This window comes from Cytobacillus oceanisediminis (assembly GCF_022811925.1).
GTDB lineage: Bacteria > Bacillota > Bacilli > Bacillales > Cytobacillaceae > Cytobacillus > Cytobacillus oceanisediminis_D.
Window position 1 is genome coordinate 24809 of sequence record NZ_CP065511.1, and the last position, 18742, is coordinate 43550.

An 18742-nucleotide genomic window follows, 5' to 3' on the forward strand; every position below is an offset into this window, starting at 1 on the left:
CATTGTTACCAAGGATAGAGTGAGCATACTTGGGAATTGTCGTCACTTTTTGACAAACTGAAAAGGCAGCAAAATCACTGTTAATTCCGTTGTTATTCCTGCCTTTTTTGCATACTTTGAAAATCATTTCACAAACTAGTATGTATGCAGGAAAACAAGCAACAAAAAGATTTTACTCAATAATTGTCAAATTGAAAACATGTATGAAGACCTATATTTATAAAAAATATGGCCATCAAATACAGCACCTAAAGAAAGGTGATGTTCTGCAGTATAAGCGGCAGCTGCTGGGACCATAGAAGATAGTCGAGAAAGAAGTTGCTTACGGCTGATCCAATCACAATAGAAAGCAGAACATACAATACACGTGCCTGAAAAACATGATTTGCGCGCAATAGTGTCTCAAATCGCAATGCCTGAAGCGCCCACCAGGCCAGCGCAATAAACACCAGATGAGACATAATGCTGATGAGTGCCTGCTGCCCAAATCCTGTTATCATCTTCTTCCCTCCCTTAAAAGTTTGCCACGTCGCTTACCTGTTTTGTGCGCTACAATACCATTTGACGTTTATACTATCAGGTAAGTTTCATGAATGGGTATTTTTTGAAAATTAAGTTTCTTTGTTTTTCGCAGTTTATATCTCCATTATATCGAATTGTCGAAAAAACACGAAATGTAAACAAGGGCAAACAAAAAGAAGGGGAAAATTTCCCCTCCTATTAATACCCCTTTTGTCCCCTTTTTGGCGTTAGCTTTTTAAAACCCCCATTTTAAAAAGCGATTTTACTTTATTGAAAGAAATCAGTGAACTGGTTGAAATTGCCCTGCAGGAAGTCGAATGCAATATTTGGTGCAACTCCAAACAGGATGGTTGCTGCTAGGCTGATGCCGATAACAGCTGTTAAGGCTGCCGGGATCTTAACCTTTCCTGTATCAGCTGCTGGCCTGAAGAACATCTGCACCATTACGCCGAAGTAATAGAAGTATGAAACGACTGTTGTCGCAATCATAATCGATACCAATACATAATGGCCTTCATTCGGCACTAAGGCACCCATAAAGATATTCAGTTTGCCAATAAACCCTGCTGTTCCCGGAATTCCGGCAAGTGACAGCAGGAAGATGCCCATGGCAATGGCCAGAAACGGCGCCCGGCGGTATAATCCCGCAAATTGGCTGATATCTTCAGAGCCCGATTTATGTGTCACATGCTGGATGATCGCAAACGCACCCAAGTTCATGAATAGGTAGGCTCCCAGGTAGAACCAGAGTGTATCAAACATGAACAGTGACATGCTTGCAATTACGACTAGCAGATAACCAGCCTGAGCGATGCTGGAATAGGCAAACAAACGCTTGATATTCCGCTGCCTTAACGCAATCAGGTTCCCAATAATCATCGTGGCTCCAGCCAGGAAGGCAATGTAATCCTGGAGAGCAAGAATCATCGGCAGCCCCTGTGCATCACCGGATGGTGCATTCGCGAAGATTGAGAACAGGATGCGAATAATGATTATGAACCCTGCTGTTTTGGAAACTACACTTAAAAAAGCTGTTACAGGTGTAGGTGCGCCCTGGTACACATCAGGCGCCCACATATGGAACGGTGCTGCTGCCAATTTGAAGGATAGTCCCACCACAATCATAAAGAACGCAAGGCCAAGCAGGTAAATATGCTGCTCGTTATAGAAGGATGTCAAAAATCCTGCCATTTCCTTTAAGTTCGTAGTTCCAGTTAAACCGTATACATAACTCATTCCAAACAAAGTGATCGCTGTGGCGATACTGCCATTTATCACGTATTTCATGGCAGATTCATTTGAATGCAGATTTCTTTTTCTCATGCCTGCCAGAATGTACGACGAGATTGAAAGAAGCTCAAGTCCCACAAAAAGGGTAATTAAGTCGCCGCTTGAAGACATGATCATCGCTCCAAGCAATGCAGCCATGAAGAGATAGAAAAATTCCCCCCTGAATTCTTCCAATCCTTCATTTGGCTCATAGCCAATGGCAATCAGCAGTACCATTGCCGATCCGATCAAAAGCAGCAGCTTAAAAGCTTTTGCAAAGGAATCAAGCCTGAACGTATCAAGCAAAATGGATTCTGGGCCATGTCCGATAAGGCCCAGTAAGGAAACAAGTGCTGCCAGAATTCCGGCAAACCCGACCCAGCCGAGAATTTTCCGGCTTTGTGATTTCGGCATAAATAAATCCATTAGTGAAAGAGCGGTCGCAACACCAAGGATGATGAACTCTGGCGTCATAATGCCCCATTCATATGATAATAATGTTTCGAGATCCATCCTTCATCACCCTCCTATCCCTAGCATGATCGTTTCAAGTGTTGATGTCAGCGGTTCACTCAGTACACTTGGATAAACACCAATCAGGACAATTAAGCCGACTAAGACCAGGACAGGCACGAACTCAAACCTTTTCATATCCGTTACGCCGGCAAAGTCTCTATGCGCTTTGCCGTATGTGATGCCCAGTACCGCGCGAAGCAGGTAAACAGCTGTCATAATGATTCCGATAGTACCGACTGCAGCGAGAATCGGCATTTCTTTAAACAGGCCAAGGAAGGCCATAAATTCACTTACAAACCCTGACATGCCAGGCAGGCCAAGTGAGGCCATAGCCCCTGCAAGCAGGAAGCCTGCCGTAATCGGCATCCCTTTTGCCAAACCGCCGAGATTTTGAATATTGGAGGTTTGAACGCGTTCATAAAAAACACCAACAAGGAAGAATAAAAGTGCTGCGATTAAACCGTGAGAAACAACCTGGAAAATCGCCCCCTGGATTCCTGCCTCATTTAATGCACCTAACCCGATTAAAACGATTCCCATGTGGGAAATAGAAGAGTAGGCAAGCACCATTTTAAAGTCGGTCTGAACAAACGCCAGGAACGCTCCGTACAGTAAATTCACGACTCCGAGCACAGCCAGCCATACAGCTAGGCTTTGGAATTGCTCAGGAAATATTCCCATGCCGAAGCGGATTAAACCGAATGCCCCTATTTTCAAAAGCACCCCTGCGTGCAGCATGACGATTGATGGCGGAGCTTGTACGTGAACCCTTACCATCCAGCTATGCAGCGGGAAAATAGGAAGCTTCACACCAAATGCAATTAAAAGCGCAATCAGCATGCCCATTTTCATATTTTCAGAGATTGGCGCAACAAGCTGCGGATTATCCGCGTTCATTGCGGCCATTAAAGCATCAATATTAGCTGTGCCAGTTCGGGCAAACAGCACCATAATGACAATTAGCAGAACAGCAGATCCAAGTCCGTTATAGATCAGGAAGCTGTATGCTGCATTTTCCTTTTCAAAGTAACCCCATTTCCCGATCAGGAAGAAGGTCGGAATCAAGGTGATTTCAAAGAAAATAAAGAAAAGAATCAGGTTTTCAGCTGCAAATACACCCAGCATGCCGACTTCAAGCAGCAGGAACAGCATGAAGTAGCCCTTCCATTCTTTTTTAATATGAATAGAAGCAATAGCTGCCAGTGTAGAAAGCACAGCTGTGAGCACAACCATGATTAATGAAAATCCATCCAGCCCCAGTTCATAATCAATGGAAAAAAGGTTGCCCAGCTGGCCGGAATCTCCAAACTGAATCCAGCTGACTTTTTCATTCAGCTGTTCCAGGCTTGCACCTGCCCGGTATTGAAAATAGGCAATCAGCGCCAACATGAGTGGCGGAATGGTAGCCAGGAATCCAACGGTCTTGATCAATGATTCCTGTGTTTTCGGCAAAAACGATAATACTAAAATACCAAGCAGCGGGGAGAAAACTAAAATGGATAGAAAATAAGCTAGGTTCATTTTAAGTACCCCCCTGTAAACGCATAGATGACGACTAAGATAGCAAGGCCGACAAATGCCACTGTTCCATAGGTCTGTATCTGGCCAGTTTGAATTTTAGAGCCAAGTTTTCCGAGTGCTGACGTGATTCCAGTTACGCTCTTTACTAGTCCTTCAACAAGGAACACTTCCAGGAAGCGCAGGAATGAGCTAATGAATTTCGCTCCATTCACCACTGTCAGCGAATAGAATTCATCAATATAGTATTTATTGTACAGAACGTTGTATGAAAGCGGCATTCTGCTTGTAAGCCAGTCGCGGGAAAGCGAGCGTTTGCCGTACATTAGCCAGGCAAGGAAAATTCCAAGCAGGGATACAGCCGTAGCGACAATCATTATCCAGGCAGGCCCCTCAATATGGCCATGTCCCAGTGCTTGGTTATCTTCCACGAGCCAATCACCAAGAAATGTTCCAAACCATGGTGTATTCACATATCCAGCCACTACAGCCAGGACCCCAAGCACCACCATCGGCATCGTCATGACATTTGGCGATTCGTGGACATTTTTCATATCGCTTCTTGCTTCACCAGCAAAAACCATAAAAAACAGACGGAACATATAAAATGCCGTAAAGAATGCAGCAATCACCGCTAGCCAGAACAGCACTGTATTCCCATGTGCCCAGGCAGCAATTAAAATCTCATCTTTACTGAAGAATCCTGAAAATAATGGAACCCCGCTGATCGCCAGTGTCCCAATCAGGAATAGAGGGCCAGTAACGCGCAGCTTTTTCCATAATCCGCCCATATGTTCAATATTCTGTGTATGAACCGCGTGGATGACACTTCCGGCTGCAAGAAACAGCAAGGCCTTGAAAAAGGCATGTGTCATTAAATGGAATACACCGGCTACATATCCGGCAGAACCCAGCGCCAGCATCATATAGCCAAGCTGGCTGACGGTTGAATAAGCGAGCACCCGCTTAATATCCTTTTGGACCAGGCCGATGCTTGCAGCAAAAATGGCTGTGAACGCCCCAATTACAGCAACTGTCATCAATGCTGTTTCACTTGCTGTAAACAGAGGGAACAGCGCTGCCACTAAATACACACCTGCCGCTACCATTGTCGCAGCATGGATTAATGCGGAGACCGGCGTCGGTCCTTCCATTGCGTCCGGAAGCCAGGTATGCAGCGGGAACTGGCCTGATTTACCGACAGCCCCTACAAAAATAAGAATGGCTGTTAACGTAATCATTGTGCCCGAAATCGCACCAGCTTCAACAGCTGCAAAAATTTCATCATACTCAAAGCTGCCAGCCTGCCAGAATAATAGAATCATTCCGATCAAAAGGCCGACGTCTCCAATACGGGTCATGATAAATGCTTTTTTAGCCGCAGCCTTTGCTTCCTCTTTGTAAAAATAGAAACCGATCAGCAGGAAGGAACCAAGTCCGACAAGCTCCCAGAAGAAGTACGTCTGAAGCAGATTAGGTGAGATGACAAGGCCCAGCATGGCAAATGTAAATAACCCTAAATAAGCATAGAAAACAGGGAAGCGGTCATCACCCTGCATATAGCCTTTCGAATACGTATGTACCAGGAAACTGACAAGTGATACAATCACCAGCATCAGTGCATTTAACTGATTAACTTCAAAACCCGCTGTTAACTGAACATCCCCTATAGTCAGCCAAACGCCTTCTGCTTTAAAAGTTGGTGCCGAAAACCGGTCAAAAAGCACCAATATTGAATAGACAAGCGATGCCAGGGTAAACAGAATTCCTATATAAGCACTCGCTTCTTTTAGCCGTTTGCCGAATAAAATAAGGAACAAAAACGATAAAAGCGGGAAAAGCGGTATGATCCATGCATTCTCCATCATTATCACAATCCCCTTTTTTGAACACGCCCTAATGCTTGGCGTGTCAGATTGGGACCTTTTTTTCAGGTCCATAAAGGCGGCGCCATTTATGGCAGCCTTCACTACTCTCTATTCTCAGCCAGTCCGGCTGCATTTTTCACAGTCTCTTTAGTGCTTCATAGCATCCATTTCATCAATGTTAACGCTCTTCTTGTTACGGTACAGGGCAATTAATATCGCCAGGCCAACTGCTGCTTCTGCTGCTGCAACAGTGATTGTAAACAAAGCAAATATCTGGCCTGTTATGGATGGCATAATGCCATATTTGCTGAATGCCACCAGATTAATATTAACCGCATTCAGCATCAGTTCAATCGAGATCAGGACAATCACGGTATTGCGCTTTGTCAAGGCACCATACAGCCCGATGCAGAAGAGAATTAAAGCCAATGCCAGGTAGGCTTGAACGGGAACTGCACTCATTCCTTTTCCGCCTCCTTCTCATCATCTCTTTTGGCCAAAACAATAGAACCAATTAAAGCGACCAATAATAGAACAGATGTTACTTCAAATGGAATTATGAATTTTGAGTAAAGCTCAATTCCAATTTGCTCTGTATTATTGACATGAAGGTCATTCGGTGCTGAAGGCAAATCGAGGTTATAAATCCCGATGTAGACTGCGAAAGCAAAACCAAGCACACCCAGGAATAATAACAGCTTTCTCCAGCGGCCTGTTTTCGGCTCGCTTGTATCGTTATGGCGCGTCAGCATGATTCCGAACAGCATGATGATGGTGATGGCACCGGAGTAAATTAAGATCTGGACTGCAGCCAGGAATTCAGCAGAAAGCAGCACGTAAATTCCGGCGATGCTTACAAATGTAAATACCAGCGCGACAACCATATGCACGACTTTTGTAAGGTTTAATAAAAGCACGCCGCCGATGACCGCAACTAAAGCTAGAGACATAAACGCTAAAAATTCACCTGAAAACGTCATGCTTTATTCACCTTCCGTATATTTTCATCATTTTCATCAAGCCATTCAAGGTTTTTAAACAGTTCATCCCGGCTATATTCCGCCAGTTCAAAATTATTGGTCATGATAATCGCTTCAGTAGGGCAGACCTCTGTGCACAAGTCGCAAAGTATGCAAATTTCGAAATTGATATCATAGGTATCAATGATTTTCCCCTTTTTGGCAGGGTCCGGATGCTTTTTGCCTGTCAGCTGGATACAATCGGTTGGACAAATATTTGCACACTGATTGCACACGATGCATTTTTCAGGATAAAACTTTTGAATTCCCCTGAACCGGTCCGGGAGCGGAAGCGGTTCATTCGGATAGTCATAGGTTACCTTTTTGCGTGTCAGGTTTTTTAGGGTATACGATAATCCTTTCGCTAAACCAAGCATGTTTTTTCACCCCTTGTTAAGAAATGCGGAAGGCGCCCGCTTATCGGCGACAAGCATAAGACGAGCCGGCTAAAAGGTTGTTTTTTAACCTTTTGGACGGATTGGCTTATGACCTCGAGCCGATAGCGCCTGGAGCTGGACAATTTCAGAAATGTGGAAGCGCCTTGCCCACCCCCTACACCTCGAGGGGGTAGGCGCTCCTCCTAAAAGCTAACGCTTTTAGTCCTGCGATGATTATGCTGCCGAAGCGTTCCTTGTGCAGCTAGACAGTTCTCGAAGTTTTATCGGCCGGTCCTCAATTAAAATATATTCAGCCATTCTTTCAGCAAAGCTGTTAAGAAAATATTCGCAAGCGCTACCGGCAGCAGAACCTTCCAGCCAAATTCCATGAGCTGGTCTGCACGAAGGCGCGGGAATGTGACGCGGAACCAAACCAATATAAAGATTACAGCCGTGAACTTAAGCGCAAACCAAACGGCACCCGGAATGAAATCCAGGAATGGAAGCGGCAGCCACCCGCCAAGGAATAATACTGTTGTCAATGAAGCCATTGCAAAGAAATATACATATTCCGCAAGCATGAAGAACGCCCAGCGGAAGCCGGAATATTCAACATGGAAACCTGCGACCAGCTCAGATTCCGCCTCAGGCAAGTCAAATGGAACACGGTTCAGCTCCGCTGTTGAAGCAATCAGGAATACGATAAAAGCGATTGGCTGCCAAATGATGAACCAGCCATTTTTTTGCGCTTCCACGATCTCATTAAGGTTTAAGCTGCCTGTTAAAAGGATAATGCCTAATACAGACATAACGAGTGGAATCTCATAAGAAATCATCTGGGCCGCGGCACGCATTCCGCCTAGCAAAGCATATTTATTATTGGAAGCCCATGCTCCGGTGACAATACCGACTGTTGTCAGCCCGGAAATGGCAATGTAATACAGCAATCCAACTCCAATATCAGCAAACTGCAGTTTATCTGTAAAGGGAATTGTTGCCAGCACCATAAATGCCGGTGCAAATGCTATAACTGGTGCAAGTATAAACAGCGGCCTGTCTGCTAGCTTAGGGATGGTGTCTTCTTTTAATAAAAGCTTCAATACATCAGCAACGGTCTGCAGCAGCCCCCAGCGGCCGCCGACCTGATTCGGGCCATGGCGCAGCTGCATAAATCCCATGACTTTACGTTCTGCCAGGATGGCGTAAGTAACAAATCCCAAAACGACTAATAGCAAAACGGTGGCAAGCAAGAAGAAAATACCGAAATTGAGCAAACCTGCTTCGGAATAGAGAAGTTCTTCTACCATTAACCGTCCACCTCCCCAAGGACAATATCAATTGCCCCTAAAATAGCAATCAAGTTCGCAATGTTTTCGCCTTCAAGCAATTTTGGGAGAATTTGAAGATTATAGAATGATGGCCTCCGGAATTTTAAACGGTATGGCTCTTTCTTTCCATCACTCGCGATATAGCAGCCGATTTCTCCCCGTGGAGACTCGATTCTAACAAACGCTTCCCCTTTCGGCGCTTTAATGATTTTTGGCACTTTTGCCAGAATATCGCCTTCTGAAGGGAATTGTTCTACAGCCTGTTCAAGGATCTTTAATGATTCTTCAATTTCCTTCATGCGCACATGATAGCGGGCCCACGCGTCCCCGCCGTCCTGAACGGCAACATCGAAATCGAAGCGGTCATAGATGGAGTATGGCTCATCTTTGCGGAGATCCCATTTCACGCCTGTGCAGCGAAGGTTTGCACCGCTCAGGGAGTAGTTTAACGCATCCTCTTTCGTATACTTTCCTACCCCTTTGACACGGTTCATGAAAATTTCATTTCCTGTTACAAGCTGATGATAGCCTTTCAGCTGTTCACGCATATAGGGAACAAACTCTTTTACTTTATCAATCCAGCCCTCAGGAGCATCCCATTTTACACCGCCGACACGCATATAGTTAAACGTTAAGCGGCCCCCGGATATCTCATTCAGCATATTTATAATCATTTCACGCTCTCTGAATGCATACAGGAATGGGCTTGTCGCTCCAATATCCAGTAAATATGTACCCCACCATACGAGATGGCTGGCAATCCGGCCAAGTTCCATCGTAATTACCCGCAGGTATTCTGCCCGATCCGGAATTTTAAGATCCATCATTGTTTCAACGGCATGGACAAGGATGTAGTTATTCGTCATGGCAGCAAGATAATCCATTCTGTCTGTATAAGGAATAATTTGCGTATACTGCAGGTTTTCAGCCAATTTCTCCGTTCCGCGGTGCAGATAGCCGATCACCGGTTTCGCCTCTTTAATGATCTCACCGTCAATTTTCAGAACAAGGCGGAAAACACCGTGCGTACTTGGATGCTGAGGTCCAACATTCAATAGCATTTCTTCGGTTCGCAGCATTGGTTACACCTCCACATCGTACGGTTCATAGTCTTTGCGCAGCGGATGCCCGATCCAGTCTTCCCCAAGCATTATCCGATATAAGTTAGGGTGTCCCCTGAACTGGATGCCCAGCAAATCATACGTTTCACATTCCGGCCAATCCGCTCCTGCCCATAGCGGCTGCAGAGAATCGATTTCCGGTTTGTCGCGGTCAATTTTAACCTTAAGGGCAACAGATTGGCGCTTTTTGTATGAGTATAAGTGAGCATACACTTCCATATGGGTCTCAAAATCAGTGCCATGAAGCTCTGATAGGTAATCAAAGCCAAGCTGTTCATTATATTTCAGGAATTCTGCCAATTTAAAATATGATTCAGCCTTGGCAACCAAAGTCGGCACATCCTTGGAAAGATCATTAATATAGTACTCTTCAAGAACGTCAGCACCAAGGTTTTCTTCAATTACCTTCACATATTTATCAAGATAAGGCTGATTAAAGGATGGCGTTTTTTCTGCAGCTGGTTCGGTGTCAGCCTTGCTTCCGGCAGCCTTTGCTTTTGCGGCGGCTGCAGCTGCGGCCTTTGCTTTCGCTGCTGCGATTGCCTTGGCCTTCTCATCATCTCCAGACCCGCCAGCTTGTTTTGTTGAGCGCTTTGCCTTAGTCGCACGCTTTGCCTTCGCATGCTTTTGCTTGGCAATGTCTATATCTTCCGCAGGTGATTCTTCCTTTGCTTCACCCTGCTCTTTTGCTTTCATTTTAGCCAGTGCTGCAGCTTTCGCCTTCGCGGCTGCGGCGGCTTTTTGCTTGGCCAGATCTATATCTTCTGCAGGTGATTCTTCCTTTGCTTCACCCTGCTCTTTCGCTTTCATCTTCGCTAGAGCAGCAGCCTTCGCCTTCGCGGCAGCAGCAGCTTTTTGCTTGGCCAGATCCATGTCTTCTGCAGGTGATTCTTCCTTCGCTTCACCCTGCTCTTTCGCCTTCATTTTAGCCAGTGCTGCAGCCTTCGCCTTCGCGGCTGCGGCAGCTTTTTGCTTGGCCAGATCCATTTCTTCTGCAGGTGATTCTTCCTTCGCTTCACCCTGCTCTTTCGCTTTCATCTTTGCTAAGGCTGCAGCCTTTGCCTTCGCGGCAGCAGCGGCTTTTTGCTTGGCCAGATCCATGTCTTCTGCAGGTGATTCTTCCTTCGCTTCACCCTGCTCTTTCGCCTTCATTTTAGCCAGTGCTGCAGCCTTCGCTTTAGCTGCTGCTTCTTTTTTCAGCTGTTCAAGATCTTTTTCTCCGCTCATAGGTTAGATCACCTTCTTCCCGGTCTTAGCCTCATAACGGATTTTTTCTTTTAGCTTATTAATTCCATAAATCAATGCTGCCGGGTTCGGCGGGCATCCTGGTATGTATACATCAACAGGGACAATCTGGTCGACCCCTTTTACAACTGAGTAAGATTTAACATATGGCCCGCCCGCAGTTGCACAGGAGCCCATTGCAATCACCCATTTTGGTTCAGGCATCTGATCATACAGACGGCGGACAATTGGCGCCATTTTCTTTGTCACAGTACCTGATACAATCATGACATCAGACTGGCGGGGGGATGTACGGAAAAAAGATCCGAAACGGTCCAAATCATAGTGCGATGAACCTACACCCATCATTTCAATGGCACAACAAGCAAGCCCGAAGGTCATTGGCCACAATGAATTACTCCGCGCCCACGCTTTAATCTGTTCCAAAGTTGCCATAAACACATTACGCTGCAGTTCTTCCATTTCTTCTGGGGTAATATTATCCAACTTTAAATCCATTTCAGCACCTTCTTTTTCCATGCATAAACAAGTCCAATTACTAGCATAAATACAAAAATCAGCATCTCAATCAATGCAAAAATTCCAAGTTTCTCATAGGCCACAGCCCACGGATACAAAAATACCGTCTCTACATCAAAAATGACAAACATCAGGGCAAAAATATAATAGCGGACATTGAACTGCACCCTCGAATCATGGAATGGCTCAATCCCGCTCTCATATGTGGTATACTTCGTATCATATGGCTTATAGGGCCGCAAAAGCTTGCCCAAAAACAAAGCCACCACAGGCAGTAAAATTCCCAGGCACAAAAACACAAAAACTATCAAATAGTTATTCTGATATAAATTCCAAAGCTCCATGCCCATCCCCTCCAATGCTGAAAATTTTCACAACATTTAAACATGTAACCGTAACCATTATACACCCTACTCCCCCATGTGTCGACACAACCTCAGACTATTATTGGAAATTCTCGCTAGGCGCCAAATCGGGTCGCCGAGAGAGAATTTACATACGCAGTTTTAAGCCTGTGACACACCTTCCCTAGATTATATGAGCTTGCCCCCAGTCAATATCCATTAAATTCTTCTTTATATTCATCTACCATTAAAAATTAAACTTCCAGCTTTGTCAGTGAGTTATCTAACACCTTAGAGGATTTTCATTAAAAACTTATTTATATATCTTTTTTATCTCTAAAAAAGTGACACTTCTTATCCTGAAACTTCTTATGTATATGCTGTTTTTTAAAATAAAACCTTGTTCCTCAAGTTTTTCGGTCAGTTTTCAGCGTTTATCGGTCAAATTAGAATTTTATCGGTCAGAATTGTATTTTATCGGCTAGTTCTGCTCTTTTATCGGTCACTTTTCCAATTTATCGGTCAGTTCCAGTTCAATCAACATTACAGCATTAACATGTTGTCAATATAAAACACTTACAAAAGTTTCTATTTAAACCATCTTAAGGATTTAATATATCAAATATGACCATTTCTAATGCTTTTTGTTCATCTATTATGAACATTATTATGTTTTGCCATTTCTTCGTTAATTTCCTGAAATGTGCGTAATTGAATTATAACTTCCCTGTTCTTTTTCTCAGAATTTTCTGTGCTAGCATAGAAATTGTCAACAAAGCTATTAGGAGGTTTAATATGAAAAAGTATTTTTATTATCTGCTCGCAGCTATAACGATCTGGAGTACTGCAGGTGTGAGCGCATATGCAGAAGAAGTAACGGTAAACAAAGGGGATACCCTGTGGTCCATAGCACAAAAACATGAAGTGTCCGTTCAGGATATTAAAAACTGGAATGGTCTAACTGGCGATTTGATTCATCCAAATGATAAACTCGATGTTTCACCTGAAGAAATATACATAGTAAAATCCGGTGATACGCTATGGAATATTGCCAAAACATACGGTATTAATGTACATAACCTTAAAAAATGGAATCAGCTGAACTCAGACCTTATTAAACCTGGTTTAGAGCTTATCATCTATAAAAATGGCTCAGCGAAGGAAACAAAACCTAAAACAGTTGTAAAAGCTGCTAACACAGAACAGCCTGCAGCTGAAGAAGGCAAAAGCCTGACTGTCACCGCAACTGCCTATACAGCCAGCTGTGAAGGATGCATCGGCATTACAAAAACAGGAGTAAATCTTATTGATAACCCGGATGCAAAAGTAATTGCGGTGGATCCGGACGTAATTCCTTTGGGTTCTATAGTATTTGTAGAAGGATACGGCTATGCTACTGCCGAGGATATTGGCGGAGGAATTAAAGGAAATGAGATTGATGTGTTTATTCCTGCCACATCAGATGCCATGCAATGGGGAAGAAAAGAGGTAAAAGTTACAATTCTGAATTAAATACTATTAACGAAGAGGTCTCTCACACAGGGACCTCTTAATTGTGCTATTCATAATAATGGCTACTTTTTAACCAAGTATGTTTCAGACACCCGGCAAAATGCTTTTAAAAGATTTTGCATACATTTTATCCGAATCGCTTCGTCAAATAAAAATACGTTGAATATCTCCGCTTCAAGCATGATGAATATTTTCATGGTTGCATCATCCTTATTGCTAATATGATTATTTGTAAAATAGCTGATTAACTCTCTTTCATAATATTCTATCGTTCCAAATAATACAGTCGACAAGGATATCACCCCCTGGTTTTCTCAAACCTTGTCTTTTATAAAAAATAAAATATATGATTTTGATTGTCGATAACTGTCTAGCTCCACAAGGAACGCTTCGACAGCATCATCATCGCAGGACTAAAAGCGTTAGCTTTTAGGAGGAGCGCCTACCCCCTCGAGGTCTGGCTTGTCGGGGGTGGGCAAGGCGCTTGCGCTTTTCTAAGCACATGTTGATAATATATGACTCTATTCTATGGGTTTCAACAAAATCTGACACTTTTAACAAAATAGTTAAATTAGTTAAAAAGGCCATTCGTTTTTAATATAAATGAAACATGGCTGTTTCCTTTGAAACTATATTTTGTGATAAAGTAAACTCAAGAGCTTAAATTAGGAGAAATACATATGACTAAAAACAACTGCCCAGTTATTCAAAAATTCGATGAGCTCGTTAAAAAAAGCAATGAGCTAAAAAAAGAACTAGACGTCACTCCTTTTGAAGATAAACAAAAGTTCATGAGCCTTCTCAAAAAGCTCATGACCGTGCATAAGAGTTTAGATCAGTTAACCCTATATGACCAGACAAAGTATTGAAATACTACAAGGACAGGCCTATGCCTGTCCTTTCTTCATGTATAAAATGAGGATTGTGACTATCGACCACTCACCCACCAACATATCAACTATCAATAATATACAATTATATTCACCTAAAAAAAGGCTGCCCTCATTGAGGCAGCCTTTTTTTTTAGTAGCGTCTTCTTCGGTTTCTAAGGAACGCCGGGGTATCAAGTGACTCTTCTTGCGGGTCAGCCTGCACCCGGTAATCTTCCTGAACCGGTTCCCGATGTTCTCTAACCGGCCGGCGATTGCTTGGTTCTTCTGCATACTGATATGTATGAACATATTCTTTTTCTACAGGAGGCTTTGAACTAGGTTTAGCCCTGAGATCCTCTTGTTCATTGAAGCCGGTCGCAATAACCGTAACAAGTATTTCTTCTTTTAGGGAATCATTTATGACTGAGCCAAATATCATATTTACATCTTCATCTGAAGCAGAAGCAACGATATCTGCAGCTTCTTGTACTTCATATAAGCTGATATTTGCTCCGCCTGTAATATTCATGATGACGCCGCGGGCTCCATTAATGGACGTTTCTAATAATGGACTTGATATTGCTTTTCGGGCTGCTTCAGCCGCGCGGTCCTCCCCAGTGGCAATTCCGATTCCCATCAATGCTGTTCCTTTATGGGACATAACTGTTTTAACATCGGCAAAATCGAGGTTGATTAAACCAGGAACGGCAATCAAGTCAGAAATACCTTGAACACCCTGGCGGAGGACATTATCCGCTTCCATAAACGCTTCAAGCATAGGTGTTTTCTTATCAATAATCTCTAATAAGCGATCATTTGGAATAATAATTAGCGTATCGACTGCTTTTTTCATAGCCTCAATGCCAGCATCTGCATTGGCTGCACGCTTGCGGCCCTCAAACTTGAAGGGGCGGGTTACCACACCAATTGTCAGCGCGCCCACTTCACGGGCAATGCGTGCAATGGCAGGAGCTGCACCCGTTCCAGTTCCGCCGCCCATTCCGGCAGTAACGAATACCATGTCAGCACCCTTCAATACTTCACGAAGCTGGCTTTCACTTTCTTCCGCCGCCTTCCTGCCTACATCAGGATTTGCCCCTGCTCCCAGGCCCCTTGTTAAGGTAGCACCGATTTGCATGGTTACTTCTGCCTTTGATTGATTTAGAGCTTGTCCATCTGTATTAACAGCAATAAACTCTACTCCCTCAACTCCATGTTCAATCATCCTGTTTACAGCGTTGTTTCCCCCGCCGCCGACTCCGATGACTTTGATCGTAGCATATTGGTCTATATTTGTATCAAACTCCAGCATTGCGGCTCCTCCTTTAATTCAAATAGACTTGCATGATTACTTTAAAAAAGAGAGTAACCCTTTAAAGGTTTACTCTCTTCTATTGTAAAGGCCTATATGAAAGAATTCGAGTGATTTATCTATTTTTCGGGGCAATTTTCTTAAAATTCCGGTGGTAAATATTACTATAAAAAACACCCCCAGCTAAGCCAGGGGTGCTGATGTTTTTATTAGAACTTTCTTTCCGAAACTTCGATCCGATTGATTGCACGCTGAAGTGCAAGTTCTGCACGGCGGAAATCAATGTTTTCACGCTTCTGCTCATTCAGGCGCTGTTCAGCACGCTGTTTCGCACGAACGGCACGCTCTACATCAATTTCATCTGCCTGCTCTGCAGATTGCGCTAAAATCGTTACCTGCTCCGGACGAACTTCCAGGAATCCGCCGCTTACTGCGACGAAATCAGTTTTTCCGCCGTTTTTTAAACGAACGGCTCCAATTTGTAACGGTGCAACCATTGGAATGTGTCCAGGTAAAATTCCAAGCTCACCGCTTTGAGCTTTTGTGCTTACCATTTCCACATCTGATTCATACACCGGGCCATCGGGAGTAACAACACTGACTTTAATCGTCTTCATTTTTTACCCTCCTGGTCCAGAATTAGACCTCTACGCCCATTTTCTTAGCACTCTCGATAACTTCTTCGATTCGGCCGACAAGTCGGAATGCATCTTCTGGCAGGTGGTCATACTTGCCTTCAAGAATATCTTTGAAACCTTTAACAGTTTCTTTAACCGGTACGTATGAACCTGGCTGGCCAGTAAACTGTTCAGCAACGTGGAAGTTTTGTGATAAGAAGAACTGGATACGGCGCGCACGTGCTACGATTAGCTTGTCTTCATCAGAAAGCTCATCCATACCAAGGATCGCGATGATATCCTGAAGTTCTCTGTAACGCTGTAATGTCTGCTGTACTTGGCGTGCAACTGAGTAGTGTTCTTCTCCAACAATTTCCGGTGACAATGCACGGGAAGTGGAAGCGAGCGGATCCACCGCAGGGTAGATACCCATCTCAGAAAGCTTACGCTCAAGGTTAGTTGTTGCATCCAAGTGAGCGAATGTTGTAGCCGGAGCCGGATCCGTATAATCATCGGCTGGTACGTAAATCGCCTGGATGGAAGTAACAGAACCTACGTTAGTAGATGTGATACGTTCCTGTAATTTACCCATTTCAGTAGCAAGTGTCGGCTGGTAACCAACGGCTGATGGCATACGGCCTAATAGGGCTGATACCTCAGAACCTGCCTGTGTGAAACGGAAGATGTTATCCATGAAGAAAAGAACGTCCTGTCCCTGGTCATCACGGAAGAATTCTGCCATTGTCAAACCAGTCAGGGCAACACGCATACGCGCTCCTGGCGGTTCGTTCATCTGACCGAATACCATCGCTGTTTTCTTGATAACGCCTGAATCTGTCATTTCATGATAAAGGTCATTACCTTCACGAGTACGCTCACCTACACCGGCAAATACGGAAATTCCGCCGTGCTCCTGAGCGATGTTATTGATAAGCTCCTGGATTAATACGGTTTTACCTACGCCGGCACCACCGAAAAGACCGATTTTACCACCTTTAATGTAAGGGGCAAGAAGGTCTACAACCTTAATTCCAGTTTCAAGAATTTCTACTTCAGTAGAAAGCTGCTCAAACTTAGGAGCCTCTCTGTGGATAGAATCACGACGGGCATCTGCAGGGATTGCAGTATCCAAGTCGATTGATTCACCAAGTACGTTGAATACACGTCCAAGTGTTACATCACCTACTGGTACAGAGATTGAAGCACCAGTGTCAACAACTTCACTTCCGCGCTGTAAGCCGTCAGTAGAAGACATTGCAATGGTACGGACTGTATCATCACCTAAATGAAGGGCAACTTCAAGGGTTAAGTTGATGTCAACTTCAGATTCGTTACGCGCAGGATTTGTAACAGTCAATGCATTATAGATCTCAGGAAGCTGGCCGCTTTCGAACTTTACGTCAACAACCGGACCCATAACTTGAAGAACGCGTCCTTTGTTCATCTTTTTCCCTCCGTTCGTTTTACATAATGGAGAGCAGGCAACAACTCACCTGCCAGCTCCGCTTTTCGTTTGTCTAGCTCCAGCGCCTAGCCCCTCGAGGTCATAAGCCAATCCCTTTCGGAAGGAAAAAACGCCTTCCTGCAGGGCTTGTCTTATGCTTGTCGGGGCTGACCGAGGCGCTTCCGCTTTTCTTTTGTCTAGCTCCAGCGCCTAGCCCCTCGAGGTCATAAGCCAATCCCTTTCGGAAGGAAAAAACGCCTTCCTGCAGGGCTTGCCTTATGCTTGTCGGGGCTGATCGAGGCGCTTCCGCTTTTCTTAATTATTCTAACGCGGCTGCTCCGCCGACGATTTCGGTAATTTCCTGCGTGATGGCTGCCTGACGTGCACGGTTGTAGCTTAAGCTTAATGAGTTGATAAGGTCTTTAGCGTTATCCGTTGCATTTTGCATTGCCGTCATCCTTGCAGCATGCTCACTTGCCTTACTGTCTAAAAGCGCTCCGTAGATTAAGCTTTCAGCGTATTGAGGCAGCAATACTTTTAAAATTTCTTCAGCGGAAGGTTCAAACTCATAAGATGTAAGCTTTTTCGAGCTGGAGATATCCGTAAGCGGAAGAAGCTTCTTCTCTGTTACATCCTGTTGAATCGCGCTGACATAATGGCTGTAGTACATATATAATTCATCAAATGTCTCATCAGCGAACATGCCAACTGTTTTGCTGGCAATATCTTTGATTTCAGCAAATGCTGGCTGGTCTGCAACGGCAACGATATCCAGAATGACGTTCATATTGCGCTTTTTGAAAAAGTCGCGGCCAACACGTCCGATCGCAATGATTGCATACTCATCCGGTGATTTATGGCGCTTTTGAATCGTCTGGTAGACGTTTCGCAAAACGTTACTGTTATAAGCTCCCGCAAGTCCGCGGTCAGACGTGATTACCAGGTAACCAGTTTTCTTGACAGGGCGGCTGGTCAGCATTGGATGTGATACATCTTTGCTTCCCAAAGCGATGGATGCCGTAACTTCCTGGATTTTTTCCATGTAAGGCACGAATGACTTTGCATTCATTTCTGCCTTATTCATTTTCGCAGCCGATACCATCTGCATTGCTTTTGTAATTTGACTCGTTTTCTTCGTAGAAGTAATACGATTTTTTATATCGCGTAATGATGCCACAGGTTCTCACCACCCTTTTTCAAGATTAGGCCAGCTGCAGCGCCTAGCCCCTCGAGTCATAAGCCAATCCCTTCCGGAAGGAAAGTACACCTTCCTGCTGGGCTCGTCTTATGCTTGTCGGGGCTGACCAAGGCGCTTCCGCTTTTTATTGTTTGTCAGAAC

Annotated in this window: 19 protein-coding genes; 2 read left to right on the forward strand and 17 right to left on the reverse strand. The window is 44.3% G+C overall.

Going from position 1 to position 18742, the window contains the following annotated elements; genetic code table 11:
• Positions 1-248: 248 nt before the first annotated feature.
• The 12 genes from IRB79_RS00120 to IRB79_RS00175 all read right to left on the reverse strand — a co-directional run bounded on the left by IRB79_RS00120 (position 249) and on the right by IRB79_RS00175 (position 11646).
• The gene (locus IRB79_RS00120; protein WP_243506176.1) at positions 249-500 is read right to left on the reverse strand and encodes a DUF1146 family protein; all 252 of its coding nucleotides are present in this window, start codon (positions 498-500) and stop codon (positions 249-251) included.
• Positions 501-789: 289 nt separating this feature from the next.
• The gene (gene nuoN / locus IRB79_RS00125; protein ID WP_243506177.1) at positions 790-2304 is read right to left on the reverse strand and encodes an NADH-quinone oxidoreductase subunit NuoN; all 1515 of its coding nucleotides are present in this window, start codon (positions 2302-2304) and stop codon (positions 790-792) included.
• 6 nt (positions 2305-2310) lie between these two features.
• Positions 2311-3828 (reverse strand): NADH-quinone oxidoreductase subunit M, encoded by a 1518-nt coding sequence (locus IRB79_RS00130; RefSeq protein WP_243506178.1) that lies wholly within the window; start codon positions 3826-3828, stop codon positions 2311-2313.
• Entirely contained in the window at positions 3825-5693 is a 1869-nt protein-coding gene (gene nuoL / locus IRB79_RS00135; protein WP_243506179.1) for an NADH-quinone oxidoreductase subunit L, read from the reverse strand. Before nuoL ends, IRB79_RS00130 begins: the two co-directional genes overlap by 4 nt.
• A gap of 147 nt (positions 5694-5840) precedes the next feature.
• On the reverse strand, positions 5841-6155 hold the full coding sequence (nuoK, locus tag IRB79_RS00140) for an NADH-quinone oxidoreductase subunit NuoK (protein ID WP_206840694.1): 315 nt from the start codon (positions 6153-6155) through the stop codon (positions 5841-5843).
• Positions 6152-6673: an NADH-quinone oxidoreductase subunit J gene (locus tag IRB79_RS00145; protein WP_206840696.1), complete on the reverse strand. Its 522-nt coding sequence runs from the start codon at positions 6671-6673 to the stop codon at positions 6152-6154. The genes nuoK and IRB79_RS00145 overlap by 4 nt, the downstream gene beginning before the upstream one ends.
• A complete protein-coding gene (gene nuoI, locus IRB79_RS00150; RefSeq protein WP_009332200.1) occupies positions 6670-7089 on the reverse strand; it encodes an NADH-quinone oxidoreductase subunit NuoI in 420 nt (139 codons plus the stop codon). The genes IRB79_RS00145 and nuoI overlap by 4 nt, the downstream gene beginning before the upstream one ends.
• Positions 7090-7388: 299 nt before the next feature.
• Complete coding sequence (gene nuoH, locus IRB79_RS00155; RefSeq protein ID WP_243506180.1) at positions 7389-8396, reverse strand: NADH-quinone oxidoreductase subunit NuoH; 1008 nt, start codon at positions 8394-8396, stop codon at positions 7389-7391.
• Positions 8396-9496 carry an NADH-quinone oxidoreductase subunit D gene (locus IRB79_RS00160; RefSeq protein WP_243506181.1) on the reverse strand — a complete coding sequence of 367 codons (1101 nt, stop codon included), beginning with the start codon at positions 9494-9496 and terminating at the stop codon, positions 8396-8398. The genes nuoH and IRB79_RS00160 overlap by 1 nt, the downstream gene beginning before the upstream one ends.
• Positions 9497-9499: 3 nt before the next feature.
• On the reverse strand, positions 9500-10765 hold the full coding sequence (locus tag IRB79_RS00165) for an NADH-quinone oxidoreductase subunit C (protein WP_243506182.1): 1266 nt from the start codon (positions 10763-10765) through the stop codon (positions 9500-9502).
• Between the two features lie 3 nt (positions 10766-10768).
• Positions 10769-11281: a NuoB/complex I 20 kDa subunit family protein gene (locus tag IRB79_RS00170; protein WP_035327895.1), complete on the reverse strand. Its 513-nt coding sequence runs from the start codon at positions 11279-11281 to the stop codon at positions 10769-10771.
• Positions 11272-11646 carry an NADH-quinone oxidoreductase subunit A gene (locus IRB79_RS00175; RefSeq protein WP_243506184.1) on the reverse strand — a complete coding sequence of 125 codons (375 nt, stop codon included), beginning with the start codon at positions 11644-11646 and terminating at the stop codon, positions 11272-11274. Before IRB79_RS00175 ends, IRB79_RS00170 begins: the two co-directional genes overlap by 10 nt.
• 795 nt (positions 11647-12441) lie before the next feature.
• On the opposite strand from IRB79_RS00175, the gene IRB79_RS00180 reads away from it, so the two are divergent.
• Complete coding sequence (locus tag IRB79_RS00180) at positions 12442-13158, forward strand: LysM peptidoglycan-binding and 3D domain-containing protein (protein ID WP_243506186.1); 717 nt, start codon at positions 12442-12444, stop codon at positions 13156-13158.
• A gap of 62 nt (positions 13159-13220) precedes the next feature.
• On the opposite strand, the gene IRB79_RS00185 is transcribed toward IRB79_RS00180, so the two are convergent.
• Positions 13221-13451 carry a hypothetical protein gene (locus tag IRB79_RS00185; protein ID WP_034296171.1) on the reverse strand — a complete coding sequence of 77 codons (231 nt, stop codon included), beginning with the start codon at positions 13449-13451 and terminating at the stop codon, positions 13221-13223.
• Between the two features lie 387 nt (positions 13452-13838).
• Between IRB79_RS00185 and IRB79_RS00190 the strand changes: the two genes are divergently transcribed.
• Entirely contained in the window at positions 13839-14027 is a 189-nt protein-coding gene (locus IRB79_RS00190; protein ID WP_243506187.1) for a hypothetical protein, read from the forward strand.
• Between the two features lie 154 nt (positions 14028-14181).
• Here IRB79_RS00190 and ftsZ read toward each other — a convergent pair whose 3' ends face one another.
• The 4 genes from ftsZ to IRB79_RS00210 form a co-directional block, all read right to left on the reverse strand.
• Positions 14182-15342: a cell division protein FtsZ gene (ftsZ, locus tag IRB79_RS00195; protein WP_243506188.1), complete on the reverse strand. Its 1161-nt coding sequence runs from the start codon at positions 15340-15342 to the stop codon at positions 14182-14184.
• Between the two features lie 209 nt (positions 15343-15551).
• On the reverse strand, positions 15552-15959 hold the full coding sequence (locus tag IRB79_RS00200; protein WP_035327916.1) for a F0F1 ATP synthase subunit epsilon: 408 nt from the start codon (positions 15957-15959) through the stop codon (positions 15552-15554).
• A gap of 22 nt (positions 15960-15981) precedes the next feature.
• Positions 15982-17403: a F0F1 ATP synthase subunit beta gene (gene atpD / locus IRB79_RS00205; RefSeq protein ID WP_243506189.1), complete on the reverse strand. Its 1422-nt coding sequence runs from the start codon at positions 17401-17403 to the stop codon at positions 15982-15984.
• A 319-nt stretch (positions 17404-17722) separates the two neighbouring features.
• The gene (locus IRB79_RS00210) at positions 17723-18580 is read right to left on the reverse strand and encodes a F0F1 ATP synthase subunit gamma (protein ID WP_009332212.1); all 858 of its coding nucleotides are present in this window, start codon (positions 18578-18580) and stop codon (positions 17723-17725) included.
• Positions 18581-18742 lie beyond the last annotated feature (162 nt).